11 protein-coding genes are annotated in these 13,369 nt (G+C 62.7%); 5 read left to right on the top strand and 6 right to left on the bottom strand.

The annotated features are described in order from the left end of the window. Positions 1-14 precede the first annotated feature (14 nt). The 4 genes from AAC126_RS13440 to AAC126_RS13425 all read left to right on the top strand — a co-directional run bounded on the left by AAC126_RS13440 (position 15) and on the right by AAC126_RS13425 (position 4,796). Positions 15-2,651 (top strand): ABC transporter transmembrane domain-containing protein, encoded by a 2,637-nt coding sequence (locus tag AAC126_RS13440; RefSeq protein WP_339854135.1) that lies wholly within the window; start codon positions 15-17, stop codon positions 2,649-2,651. 30 nt (positions 2,652-2,681) lie between these two features. Continuing rightward, on the top strand, positions 2,682-3,137 hold the full coding sequence (locus tag AAC126_RS13435; protein ID WP_339854134.1) for a cyclic nucleotide-binding domain-containing protein: 456 nt from the start codon (positions 2,682-2,684) through the stop codon (positions 3,135-3,137). Between the two features lie 9 nt (positions 3,138-3,146). Next, entirely contained in the window at positions 3,147-3,635 is a 489-nt protein-coding gene (locus AAC126_RS13430; protein ID WP_339854132.1) for a class I SAM-dependent methyltransferase, read from the top strand. Between the two features lie 75 nt (positions 3,636-3,710). Then, a complete protein-coding gene (locus AAC126_RS13425; protein WP_339854131.1) occupies positions 3,711-4,796 on the top strand; it encodes a metal-dependent hydrolase in 1,086 nt (361 codons plus the stop codon). A gap of 91 nt (positions 4,797-4,887) precedes the next feature. On the opposite strand, the gene xth is transcribed toward AAC126_RS13425, so the two are convergent. After that, positions 4,888-5,676, bottom strand: coding sequence for an exodeoxyribonuclease III (gene xth, locus AAC126_RS13420; protein WP_339854158.1), 789 nt, complete (start codon positions 5,674-5,676; stop codon positions 4,888-4,890). 31 nt (positions 5,677-5,707) lie between these two features. Beyond that, positions 5,708-6,496: a gamma-glutamyl-gamma-aminobutyrate hydrolase family protein gene (locus AAC126_RS13415; protein WP_339854130.1), complete on the bottom strand. Its 789-nt coding sequence runs from the start codon at positions 6,494-6,496 to the stop codon at positions 5,708-5,710. Between the two features lie 96 nt (positions 6,497-6,592). Here AAC126_RS13415 and AAC126_RS13410 point away from each other — a divergent pair, with 96 nt between their 5' ends. Further along, entirely contained in the window at positions 6,593-7,363 is a 771-nt protein-coding gene (locus AAC126_RS13410; RefSeq protein ID WP_339854129.1) for a sterol desaturase family protein, read from the top strand. A gap of 9 nt (positions 7,364-7,372) precedes the next feature. On the opposite strand, the gene AAC126_RS13405 is transcribed toward AAC126_RS13410, so the two are convergent. From AAC126_RS13405 to AAC126_RS13390, 4 genes are all read right to left on the bottom strand, one after another. Beyond that, entirely contained in the window at positions 7,373-7,996 is a 624-nt protein-coding gene (locus tag AAC126_RS13405; protein WP_339854127.1) for an outer membrane lipoprotein carrier protein LolA, read from the bottom strand. A 185-nt stretch (positions 7,997-8,181) separates the two neighbouring features. Further along, positions 8,182-10,632 (bottom strand): DNA translocase FtsK 4TM domain-containing protein, encoded by a 2,451-nt coding sequence (locus tag AAC126_RS13400; protein ID WP_339854125.1) that lies wholly within the window; start codon positions 10,630-10,632, stop codon positions 8,182-8,184. A 32-nt stretch (positions 10,633-10,664) separates the two neighbouring features. After that, positions 10,665-11,855 (bottom strand): aminotransferase class I/II-fold pyridoxal phosphate-dependent enzyme, encoded by a 1,191-nt coding sequence (locus AAC126_RS13395; RefSeq protein WP_339854124.1) that lies wholly within the window; start codon positions 11,853-11,855, stop codon positions 10,665-10,667. A gap of 219 nt (positions 11,856-12,074) precedes the next feature. Then, positions 12,075-13,369 (bottom strand): ammonium transporter (locus AAC126_RS13390; protein ID WP_339854123.1); only part of this gene is annotated, 1,295 nt, incomplete at its 5' end.

Raw genomic sequence — 13,369 nt, 5'->3', positions numbered from 1 at the left:
GGCTGACGGACCGCATGGAACCTACGATTTTCCGGTTCATCCTCCGGCACAGCAAGAAAGAACAGATCTTCCTTCTTGTACTGACCGGACTCTCTTTCCCTTTTCTCTATTATTCTCTCGACCTTCCGAAAACCATCATCAACCAGGCCATCGGCGGAAAAGACTTTCCCCGCGACCTGTTCGGGTATCAGCTCGACCAAATCCCGTACCTGCTGCTGCTGAGCGTGATCTTCCTCGCCCTCGTCTGCGTCAATGGGGGCTTCAAATACTATATCAACGTCTTTCGCGGGCAGCTTGGCGAGCGCATGCTGCGGCGTCTGCGCTATGACCTTTATGCCCGGGTCCTGCGCTTCCCGCTGCCGCATTTCAAAAAAGTCAGCCAGGGCGAAGTGATTCCGATGATCACCGCCGAGGTCGAGCCGCTTGGCGGCTTCATCGGCGATGCGGTCTCCCTGCCGGCTTTTCAGGGCGGCACGCTGCTGACCATTCTGGTCTTCATGTTCGTGCAGGATCCGATCCTCGGCACCGCCGCAATCGCGCTCTATCCGGTCCAGGGCTACATCATTCCGAAGCTGCAGCGCCGGGTGAACGAGCTTGGCAAGGAGCGGGTAAAGGCTGTCCGCAAACTGTCGGATCGGATTGGCGAGAGCATTTCCGGCGTTCAGGAGATCCACGCCAACAATACGGCGCGCTTCGCACTCGCCAACTTCACGGCCCGTCTGGGCGAGATCTACACGATCCGCTACGAGATCTATCGGCGGAAATTCTTCATCAAGTTCCTGAATAACTTCATCGCCCAGCTGACCCCATTCTTCTTCTATTCGATCGGCGGCGTGCTGGTGATCAAGGGGGATCTCACCTTCGGGGCTCTGGTTGCCATTCTGGCCGCCTACAAGGATCTGTCCGCGCCCTGGAAGGAATTGCTGAGCTACTACCAGCGCAAGGAAGATTCCCGGATCAAGTACGATCAGGTGATCGAGCAGTTCGACACGGCGGGCAGCCTGACCGAAGCCCAGCAGCTGGAGGAGCCGGAAGAGCCGGTTTCGCTGGCTGGACCGGTGGCGCTGCGCAATCTCGGCCTGATGGATGACGATGGCGAAGTCCTGCTGGAAAACGTCACCTTCGAGATCAAGCAGGGCGAAAAAGTCGCGATTGCGGGTCCCGGCGGCGGCGGCAAGGATCTCCTGGCAATGGTGGCGGCGCGCCTGCTGTTACCGACATCCGGCAGCATCACCATGAACGGGATCGACATCGCGGGCTTGCCGGAGGCCGTCACGGGACGGCGGATCGGCTATGTCGGGCCAAGCGCTTTCGTATTCTCCAGCACGATCCGCGAGAATATGCTGCTGGGCGCCCGTCATGTTCCGCACGGCGATCCGGACCCCGAGTGCTATCCGGATTCCCCCGGCCAGCGCGAAGCCGCGGAAGCATCCGGAAACTCGCTCGACCCGATTTCAGCCAACTGGGTCGACTACCAGGCGGTTGGCGTCGAGGAAGACCGCCTGAATGCGCGCCTCGCCGACCTGCTGCGCGTGGTCGGCCTTGAAGACGAGGTCTATGCTTTCGGGCTGCGCGGCTCCCTTGATCTGGCCAGTCGCGACGAAACCGGACAGCGCATCCTCGGAGCCCGGGCAAAGCTCCGTTCCCGTCTCGGGGAACTGGATCTCGACACTCTGGTCGAGCCGTTCGATGCGGAGAAGTTCAACACCAATGCAAGCGTGGCCGAGAACCTGCTGTTCGGCACGCCGGTCGGTGAGCAGTTCAAACTCGACCGCCTCGCCAGCGATCCCTATGTCCGCTCTGTTCTCGACCAGGTTGGCCTGACCGAGGATTTTGTCCGGATCGGCCGCGACGTGGCGGCAACGATGGTCGAGCTGTTCAAGGATCTGCCGCCCGATCATGAATTCTTCGCGCAATATGCCTTCATCTCGGCCGACGAGCTGCCGGATTATCAGACACTGGTGCAGCGGGCCGACAGGGTTGGCCTGGATGAAATGGGACCGGAGGACCGGAACCGTTTCCTCGATCTGCCGTTCAAGCTGATCCCGGCCCGGCACCGCCTCGGCATGATCGAGGAGGATCTGAAAGACCGGATCCTCGAAGCCCGCAAGGCTTTCCGCGAAGGGTTGCCGGAAGATCAGCGGTCCGCGCTGGAGTTCTTCTCGGTCGATCAGTTCAATCTTGCCGCCTCGGTGCAGGACAATATCCTGTTCGGCAAGATCGCCTACGGACAGGCCGACGCCGGTAACCGGGTCGGCTCGGTGCTGGCGGAAGTCATCGAGTCCGAGGGGCTGCGCGATACGGTTATCGAGATCGGCCTGGGAGCGGAGGCGGGTATCGCCGGCTCCCGCCTCACCACACCGCAGCGGCAAAAGGTCGCGATTGCCCGCATGTTACTCCGCCGGCCGGATATCCTGATCCTGAACGAGGCGGTTTCGACCCTCGATTCCGGGGTCCAGGCGCCAACCGTGGCCCGCATCCTGAAGGAGGCCGGCGACCGGACGGTTATTCTCATTGCCCAGCGCGCCCGCTTGGCGCAACCGTTCGATCGTGTTCTGGTAATGCGCGGCGGCCGGGTGATCGAAGACGGCACATTTGATACTCTCGACAAGGAAGGGACCGTGTTCCGGGGATTACTCGATGAGGAATAATCCGGAACCGGTAAGACAAAGGGTCCACCCATGAGTCTGAATGAAGAAGTCGAGCTCCTGAAGAACATCCCGCTCTTCGCCAAGATCGAGCCATCGAAGCTGAAACTTCTCGCCTTCACCTCCGAGCGCCTGGTCTATGCGGACGGGCAGGTGCTGTTCAATCAGGGGGATTCCGGCGATGCCGCCTATATCATCATCGGCGGTACCGCCTCGGTGCTGATCAAGACGGAGAACGGCATGGTCGAGGTGGCCCAGCTCAGCAAGGGCGACGTGGTCGGCGAGATCGCCATTCTGTGCGATGTGCCGCGCACGGCGACCGTACAGGCCAAGGAATCCCTGACCACCCTGAAGATCAACAAGGAAGCGTTCTTCCGCCTCGTCACCGATTTCCCGCTGATCGCGGTCGAGATCATGCGTGAGCTGGCGGCCCGCCTGGAGCAGACCAATGTCCAGCTCCGCGCCGCACTTTCCGACAACGGAAACTAGCAGCAGCCCGTGAGCCGTCTCGACAGTGCCATCCGCCGCTTGCAGGCGCAGAAGCTGAGTCTCGAATGGGCCGTCTCGGCCATCGAAAATCATTCCGGAAATGCAATAGAACTCGGTCTCGGCAATGGCCGGACCTTCGACCATCTGCGCTCCCTGATGCCGGAGCGCCCCTTCTATGTGTTCGACCGGCAAATCGCCGCGCATCCGGACTGCATCCCGGCGGATGACCGGATTTTCCTCGGCGATTTCCGCGAAACGCTGGTCACGGCACGGCAGGCGCTCGGCCAGACCGTGCTGCTGGCCCATCTCGATATCGGCACCGGCGAAAAGGCGGCGAGCATCGCATTGGCGGCGCAAATCGCGCCTCTGGTGGATGCGTTGCTGGCCGACGGCGCTGTGGTTGTCAGCGACCAGCCGGTAACGTTGCCGCGCTGGACAGCCGCCGATCTGCCGGAAGAGATCAAGCCCGGCCGTATCCACCTCTACCGGATCGGTTAGCCCCGGCGGGTTGAACCGGGTCGCAACAAGACGCATGTCACAGCCAGAAAAGCGCCATTTACGCGAGGAAGAGCGTTGGATTCACTGACCCAGATCGTGCTCGGCGCGGCCGTCTCCGTTGCCGTCTCCGGGCGCCGCATCGGCCCCCGCAAGGCTGCCCTGCTGGGCGCGGGCCTCGGCACCCTGCCCGATCTCGACGTGCTGGTGCGCCATGGCGATGCGGTAAGCGATTTCATCCTGCATCGAAGCTGGAGCCACTCCCTGCTGGTGCATGCCGCGCTCACACCGCTGATCGCCGAAGGCCTGATGCGGGTTTTCAGCGGTCTTCGGGAGCACCGCGTCACGGCCTATCTGACCGTGTTCCTCTGCCTCGCCACCCACGCGCTGCTCGATGCCATGACGGTCTATGGCACCCAGCTGCTATGGCCGCTGACGAATACGCCCTACGGCACCGGGTCCATCTTTATCATCGATCCGCTCTATACCCTGCCGCTGGCCGTCGCCACCGTCTGGGCGCTGCTGCGGCGGGACTGGTCGGCGAAGATCGGGCGGGTGACGGCGGTGGCCCTCGCGCTTTCCACTCTCTATCTCGGCTGGTCCCTGGTGGCGCAGCAGATTGCCGACGGAAAGGCCCGGGATGTTCTCGCAAATGCCGGGATCAGGGCCGAGAAGGTATTGGCCACGCCGATGCCCTTCAACACCCTGTTCTGGCGCACCATCGCGATCGATGGCAGCCATTACTACAATGTCTATCAACCGCTTCTTGCCGGCCTGGACGCGGCCCGCATCCATGCCCACCCGCGCCTCGCCGACGGTGCTCCCTGTCTGGATACGATCCCCAGCGCTGCCGCCGTCGCGGCTTTCTCGAAGGGCTATTACCGTGTCTTCAGGGACGAGAACGGACTCCGGATCGCCGATCTCAGAATGGGTGTGACGCCGAGTTTCGTCTTCGATTTCCGGATCGCATCGCCGGATGGCGACACCTGGAAAGCCATCCTGCCGGAGCGGGTGATAAACGCCCGCTCAGCACCCGGCGATATAGGCTGGCTGCTTGATGGCATGTTCGGGGGAAACACTGTGCGCCCGTCGGAAGCGGCCAACCTTTTCGATCCGGCGGCGCCGTTAATTGCCGCTCTGCCGGAGACGCCTGCCTGCGGGTGAGTTCACTGTTTTCCCGGACTTGATCCGGGACCTTGAGGCCATAACGCTCCTTCGACAGGTCCCGGATCAAGTCCGGGAAAACGGAAGGGCTTTAATCCAGATCGACGATCACCGGCGCATGGTCGGACGGCTTTTCGCCGCCGCGCATCGCTTTCACCACGGCCGCAGATTTCAGCCGGTTTTTCAGCGGTTCCGTCACCCAGACATGATCAAGCCGGCGGCCCTTGTCGGCCAGCTCCCAGTTCTTCGACCGGTAGCTCCACCAGGAATAGAGCTTTTCCGTTTCGGGAACGAAATGGCGAACTGCATCAACCCAGCCGAGTCCGGCCTGCAGCTTGCCCAGCTCCTCGACCTCGATCGGGGTGTGGCTGACCACTTTCAGCAGCTGCTTGTGGGACCAGACATCATGCTCCAGCGGCGCGATGTTAAGATCCCCGACCAGCACCATGGGATCACTGCCCTTGCGCTCGGCCCCGAACCAGCTCTGCATCTCGGCCAGAAAGTCGAGCTTGTGGGCGAACTTGTCGTTTATCGCCGGATCCGGCTCGTCACCGCCCGCCGGTACATAGAAATTATGCACTTCCGGCCCGCCGTCGAGACGAACCGCGAGGTGGCGGCAATCCATCTTGCCGCACCAGTCGCGCTGGCCCTCGTCCGTGAAGGGCACCCGGGAGACAACGGCGACGCCGTTATAGCTCTTCATCCCCCGGATCGCCTGATGGACATATCCCGCGTCTTTCAGCGCCTCTGCCGGGAAGGTCTTGTCCTCGGTCTTGGTTTCTTGCAGGCAGAGCACGTCGGGTGCCTGTTCTTGCAGGAAACGCAGCACCGTCGGCAGGCGCAGGCGCACGGAATTGATGTTCCAGGTGGCAATCCGCATCACTCTGTCTTTCGGTTCGGGGAGTTGAGGGTTATTCGGCTGCGGTGGCGAGACCGAGACGGGCGTTGAGATGGGCCCGGCAGGCATCGCCGAAAGCCTCGAAGATTTTCTTGTTCAGCCCCTCGATCGGAACCGGCCATTCCGGGTGCCACTGCACGCCGAGCACGAATGCCTTGGCGCCGGGCACGCTGATCGCCTCGACGATACCGTCCGGCGCGACCGCCTCCACAACCACGCCGTCGCCCGGCTGATCAATGCCCTGGGCATGCAGCGAGTTGACCAGCGCGGTATCGGTCCCGGCAATGCGGGCAAGCTTGCCGCCTTCGGTTATGCGGATTTCATGGGCCGGGCGGTATTTGCGCGTGTACGCGACATCCCGGCGCATGCGGTGATCGAACCGGTCTTCCATGTCAAAGATGCGCTGATGCAGGGTGCCGCCGAGGGCGACATTCATTTCCTGGATCCCCCGGCAGATCCCGAGCACCGGAACGCCCGCCTCGATCGCCTTGCGGATCAGCGGCAGGGTAACGCCGTCGCGGCGCGGGTCGTGCTCGGTACCCTCGACGCTGTCGGGGCCATTGAAGTTATGCGGCTCTACATTGGAAGGGCTGCCGGTCAGCAGCAATCCGTCGAGATGGGCCACCAGACTGTCCAGATCCAGCGCGCCCGCTTCCAGCGCCGGAATGATCATCGGCAGGCCGCCAACCGGGGTCGGCACGCAGCTCACGTATTTTTCGGAGACCTTCTGCGTCGAATGGTCCTCGCTCTGCAGATGACAGGCAGTGACACCGATCAGGGGCAGGTTCGGAACGGACAGCATCTAAGGCTCCTCGGCTCATGACTGGTAACGCCCGGATCTCCGGGCTGTGAGGGCGCGCAACTGGCGGCGCCGGAATTCGCCTGCCATATTCGCTCCATGAACGACACCACGCAACAGCTAGTGCAGCATAAGGGCGTGTTGATCCTTGCATGGATTGCCGTGCTCTTCGCCGCCGAACGATGGCTCCCCGCCGCACCGCGCCAGGGCGGCTGGGCTCGTGTGATCCGCAATGCCGTGCTCTGGCTCATGAACAGCGCCCTCTCGCCATTGATCGTGATCCCGGTCTCGCTCTGGGCCGCCAACCATGCGCTCGGCTGGCGCCCCGACTGGCTCACCGGCGGGCCGGGCCTGATCGCGGATGTGCTCGTACTCGATATGCTGATTTACTGGTGGCACCGGCTGAACCACGAAATCCCGTTCCTGTGGCGCTTTCACGAGGTTCACCATCTGGACGAATTCCTCGATGTCAGCTCCGCCGTGCGCTTTCATTTCGGCGAGGTGCTGCTGAGTGCCGGTGCCCGCGCCGCGATCATCATCCTGCTCGGCATCCCCTTCACCTCGGTCATCGTCTTCGAGACGCTGGTGATTCTGTCCGCCCTGTTCCACCACTCGAATCTGAAGCTTGGGGAAAAACTCGAAGCCGCGCTCGCCCGCATCATCGTCACCCCGTCGATCCACTGGGTGCATCACCACGCGATCCGGGCGGATACGGATTCGAATTATGCGACGATTTTCAGCTGGTGGGATCTTGTGTTCCGCTCACGCAGCGCGACGGCGAGGACGGCGGAAATGAAGATCGGGGTGGAAGGGCGGAGCGATGAGGAGGCTGTCCCGCTGATTGTTCTGCCGTTCAGAAACAACCGCTGAGATCACCGCCTATTTGTCGACGAAGGTATCGCCTTCGAAATCCTGCGGCTTGAACAGATCGTCTTTCAGGGTCATCCCGCGCCGGGTTTCCAGCAGCGCCACCTTCACTTCGACACCCTGGGCGTCGGTGATGGTCCATTGCCGCAGGGCAAGCGGCGCGTCGGAAAACACCATCTGCACCATGCCTGCCTCGGGATCGTCCCGCATCCGCATCAGCAGACGGATCACGCCGGGATTGCGGACCACGTCCAGAACCTCAAGACCGGTCTTGAAGTCCACCGGGTCCTCGACCAGTACCGAGAGCGGCGTGCTGCCGAGCGGAACATGCGTGGTCTGTTCCAGCTCATTGTCCTGAAACACCAGCCAGGTGCCGTCGGAGACCAGCAGGATGGGGGACGGCGCGTCGTACTCGAACCGCATCAGGCCCGGCCGCTTCAGGGAGAGAATGCCCTGCGCCGTGGCGCCCGTGCTGGCGACCTGCAGGAAGCGCGCCTGCAAGGTGGTGATGCCGTTGAAATAGGCCTCGATTTTTTTCAGGTCGGCCTTGTCTTCCGCGCTGAGCGGGGCGGCGTGCGACGGCTGCGAAACCAAAAGCGAAACCGCCAGAGCGGCAAGGACAAGAAACTTTTTCATGTGATCTGAAATGGCAGGCACCCGCCCGGCTTGCAAGCGGCAATTCCAAGGCAGAGTGCACCCACGACCGTTATCCCGGCCAACGAGCCGGGACCTTTACGATCATAAGGCTGAGTGTTGTCTGCAAAAGACCCCGGATCGGAGTCCGGGAAACCGCTTTTTGGGGAGCGGCGGATAGGCGCTCCCTATTCTTCCTCGTTCGGGTTCCGCACCAGCACTTCACGCTTGCCGACATGGTTCGCCTGGCTGACCACGCCTTCGCTTTCCATCCGCTCGATCAGGGTCGCGGCGCGGTTATAGCCGATCTTCAGGTGGCGCTGGATGAAGCTGGTGGAGGCCCGGCGTTCGCGGGCGACGATGGCGATGGCCTGGTCGTAGAGCGCGTCGCCGCTATCCGTGTTGCCGCCGGAGAGGCCGGAGAGATCGCCGAAGCCGCCGTCTCCGCCGCCCTCGCCGTCATCCTCGGTGACATTGTCGTTATATTCCGGCTCGCCCTGGGCGCGGAGGTGGCGGACCACATCCTCGACCTCCTCGTCGCTGACAAACGGGCCGTGCACACGGGTCACACGGCCGCCGCCAGCCATGTAGAGCATGTCGCCCTGGCCGAGGAGCTGTTCGGCGCCCTGCTCGCCCAGAATGGTCCGGCTGTCGATCTTGGAGGTGACCTGGAAGCTGATCCGGGTCGGGAAGTTGGCCTTGATGGTACCGGTGATGACGTCGACCGACGGACGCTGGGTTGCCATGATCACATGGATACCGGCGGCACGGGCCATCTGCGCCAGGCGCTGCACGGCACCCTCGATATCCTTGCCGGCGACCAGCATCAGGTCCGCGACCTCGTCGATCACCACGACGATATAGGGCAGCGCCGTCAGGTCGAGGGGTTCTTCCTCGAACACCGGCTTGCCCGTTTCGCTATCGAAACCAGTCTGCACCCGGCGCTTCAGCACCTCGCCCTTCTTGCGGGCTTCGGCGAGACGGGCGTTGTAGCCGTCGATATTGCGCACGCCGAGCTTGGACATGGCACGATAGCGGCTTTCCATCTCCCGCACGGTCCATTTCAGCGCCACCACCGCCTTGTTCGGATCGGTGACGACCGGCGAGAGCAGGTGCGGGATGCCGTCATAGATGGAGAGTTCCAGCATCTTCGGATCGATCATGATCATCCGGCAGCTTTCCGGCGAATGCCGGTACAGCAGGGACAGGATCATGGTGTTCACCGCGACCGACTTACCGGAGCCGGTGGTCCCGGCGATCAGCAGGTGCGGCATGCGGGCAAGATCGACCACGACGGGCGTGCCGCCGATATCCTTGCCGAGCGCGATGCCGAGCTTGGCACCGGAGCGCTCATAGGGATCGGATTCGAGGATTTCGCGCAGATAAACCGTGTCCCGGCGCGCGTTCGGCAGCTCGATGCCGATCACGTTGCGGCCCGGCACCACGGCAACACGGACGGACACCGCGCTCATGGAACGGGCGATATCGTCCGAAAGGCCGATGACGCGGGAGGATTTGGTGCCCGGCGCGGGCTCCAGCTCATAGAGCGTCACCACCGGACCATGCCGGATCTTGCCGATCTCCCCCTTCACGCCAAAATCGGCGAGGACGGATTCAAGCATCCTGGCATTTTCGTGCAGTGCCTGGGGTGGCGGTCCGGCCACGCCTTCGGCCGCCTCGGTCAGCAGCTCCATTGCCGGCAGTTCATAATCTCCCGCATTGCCGAGATCGAAACTCTTCTGCTCCACCTTCGCGGGCTTTGCCGGTTTCGCCTTGCGCAGCGCCGGAGCGGCATCGGGTTCGGCCTTCAGCACCGGGGTCGAGGATTCAACTTCCGGCACGCGCTTCGGTTTCGACGAAAGGCGCGGGCTTTCATCCAGCGCCTTGCCGGACAGGGACGGCTCCTTCCGGCCAACGGAGTCGAAGCCCTTGCGGGCGAGGCTCGCCGTGGCTTCAAGACCGCTCCCCAGAGCCCGGCCGCCAAGGGCACCGCCCTTTGCTCCAAGCGCGGCCGCCGTGCCGACACCACGGCCCGCGCCGCGCGCCAGGGACAGCCACTCGCCCCAGGAGGCCCCGAAGGTCCAGAGCAGCAGGCAAACCGCCGTGACACCCGATACGAGGCCGATCCAGGCAGCATCAAACGCCGACAACAGGCCGAGCGCGGAAATCTTGGTCAGAGCGAGCGTCCCGATGGCCCCGCCGAGCCCGGCCCGAAGCGGCCAGCTTTCCGGCACCGGCAGCACGGCAAGCGCCAGGCACCCGGCAATCAGGGCGAACGGCAGAAGGGCAATGCGCAAGGCCACGCGCGCCAGCGGACGATGGGTCATCACGCGCCAGCCCCAGATGGCGAAAAGCAACACCGGAACCGCGCTTACCAGACCGATGGTCTGCACCATGACATCGGCGACCAGAGCGCCGACCGGGCCAAGCAGGTTCGCGGCATTGCCAGAGCCGGCGGCGTTCAGGGACGGATCGCCCGGCATATAGCTCAGCAGCAGCGCGGCCCCGAGACCGGCGGCCAGGATCAGCGCCAGACCGGAAAGCTCGGCGGCACGGCGGCGCAGGTAAAGGCGGGCACTTTCGGGCAGAAATCCTCCCCCCGCGGACCCGTTACCAGCAGTTTTCGTCGATGCGCTCATGGCTTTGCTTCTCCCCCGTACCACCGGCCGCCTCAAAAATAAGGCGCAATCCGGCGCAGGCCTTCCTCAGTCGTCTCCGCATCATAGACAAGGGCGATACGCACATAGGGGTCGCCCGGATTGACCCCGTCGGCATCTTCACGCGCCATCAGCCCCACCGGCACGATCTTCACCGCCTGCTCGCGCCAGATCTGTTTTGTAAGAGCTTCCGCATCGTCGGCCGGCATGCAGACAAAGAACCCGGCCTCCGCCTCGTGATAGCCCTTCCTGTTGCCCAGAACCTGCGTGGCGATGCGCCAATTCTCCGCGTAATGCGCCCGGTTGGCCTCGACATGGGCCTCGTCTTTCCAGAGCGCGGTGGCGGCATGCTGGATCGGCAACGGTGTCGAGGCGCTTCCGAACATGATGTATTCGCCATACCGGCGGATCAGCTCCGGATCCCCCGCCATGAAGCCCGAACGCAGCCCCGGCCCGCTTGAGCGTTTCGATAACGAATGCAGAACCACAATGTTCCGCAGACTGTCGCCAAGCGCCGCCGCCGCCTGCAGCCCGCCCGCCGGCGGGGTGCCGCGATAGATCTCCGCATAGCATTCGTCCACCGCCAGCATGAAATCATATTCGCGGGCCAGTTCGATCGCCCGTTTCAGGTAATCGAGCGAGGCAACACGGCCCTGCGGGTTTGTCGGCGTGCAAAGAAAGCAGAGCGCCGTCCGTTCCAGGATCTCCGGCGCAATATCATCCAGCTTCGGCAGGAAATCATTTTCCGGCGTGGCGTTCATGTAGACCGGCTCGGCACGGCCGACCATGGCCGCTCCGCGATAGGAATGATACAGCGGGTTCGGCATCAAAATGACCGGCTGTTTCCCATTCTTCTGCTCCGGCACGGCAAGAAAGCCGAGCTGATAGAGCGCTTCGCGGGTGCCGGAGATGGAGGTCACGTGGCGCTCCGGATCGAGCATCGATGCGGGCAGGCCATAGCGCTTCGTCAACCAGTCCGTCACGGCAGTCCGGAAGGCCGGATCGCCCTTTGGAGGCGGGTACTTGTTCCAGAGATGGCCGCTGGCGGCGATGGTTTCATTCACGAAAGCCGGCGGCTGGATCTGCGGCTCCCCCACGGAAAGCAGAATCGGACGCTTGCCGGCAGCCGGCTCAATGCCGTCCAGCATCCTGTTCAGACGCGCAAAGGTATAGTCGCTAAGCGGTTGAAGCGCCGGGTTTATCATCGGTTCTGCCCTGCCCGCCCGGATTTCCGGCGCGAACTTTTCGTGTTTAAATTCGATTCTATAATAGAAGCCGGACAGTTATGGGGCAACTTTAATGCAAAACCTCACAATTTTGCGGGTTCGTGCATGATGTTTCGAAAATCATATAAAATATTGCTTTAAATAAAGAAAAGGCCCGGATGTTGCCATCCGGGCCCGTTCAGAAAGTCGTGTCTCGGATCAGACCCGGCCGGAGCCGCCGCCAAATTCCGGATAGGCTTCGAGGCCGCACTCGGCGCGGTCCAGACCGAGGAATTCTTCTTCCTCGCTGGCCCGGAGACCGATGGTCAGCTTCAGAACACCCCAGACAATGGCGCTGGTGATCACCACGAAGGCGCCAACAGCGACAATGCCGATGATCTGGGTGGTGAAGCTGGCGTCACCGTTCGACAGGACCACCGCAATGGTGCCCCAGATGCCGCAAACCAGATGGACCGGGATCGCACCGACCACATCATCGATCTTCAGCTTGTCGAGAAGCGGAACGGCGACGACGACGAGGATACCGCCGATGGCACCGACCAGCACCGCAGTACCGATGCTCGGGGCAAGCGGCTCGGCGGTGATGGAGACCAGACCACCGAGAGCACCGTTGAGCGCCATGGTCAGGTCAAGCTTCTTGTAGATGATCTGGTTCAGGATCACCGCGGCAACAACACCGGCCGCAGCGGCCATGTTGGTGTTGACATAGATGGTCGCGATGTCGCGAACGTCAGCAGCGGAACCCATGGCGAGCTGGGAGCCGCCATTGAAACCGAACCAGCCGAGCCACAGGATGAACGTGCCCAGCGTTGCCAGCGGCAGGTTCGAACCCGGCATCGGGTGAACGGAACCGTCGCTGCCGAACTTGCCGGTACGGGCACCGATGATGATGGCGCCGGCGAGAGCCGCCCAGCCACCAACGGAGTGCACGATCGTGGAGCCGGCGAAGTCGGAGAAGCCCATTTCACTGAGCCAACCGCCGCCCCAGGTCCAGGAGCCCTGGATCGGGTAGATGATCCCGGTCAGCAAGACCGTGAAGATCAGGAACGGGAACACTTTCACGCGCTCGGCAACCGTGCCGGAGACGATGGAAGCGGTCGCTGCCACGAACACCATCTGGAAGAACCAGTCGGAAGCCGCGGCGTAGCCGGAGCCGTCACCGGTGAAGCCGTCGGCGGTGATGACATCGTCGGCACCGGACCAGATCGCAAAGGATCCCATGAAGCCGGAAACGTCCATGTACATCAGGTTGTAACCGACGAGCCAGTAGAGCAGGCCAGCGACAGAATAGAGCGTGATGTTCTTGGCACACTGCATCGTCGTGTTCTTGGTGCGGACCAGGCCCGCCTCAAGCATGCAGAAACCAGCCGCCATCCACATCACGAGGAACCCGTGCATCAGGAATGACAGCGTGTTGAAGATGAAGGCCGTCTCTGGATCGACGGCCGCTGAAGCGGTCTTCGTCAGCGCGATCGTTACCGACGCGGTGACGG

Source organism: uncultured Nisaea sp., assembly GCF_963974195.1.
Lineage (GTDB): Bacteria > Pseudomonadota > Alphaproteobacteria > Thalassobaculales > Thalassobaculaceae > Nisaea.
The sequence above is the reverse complement of the archived record's forward strand: the minus strand, read 5'-3'. Positions and strand labels throughout refer to the sequence as shown.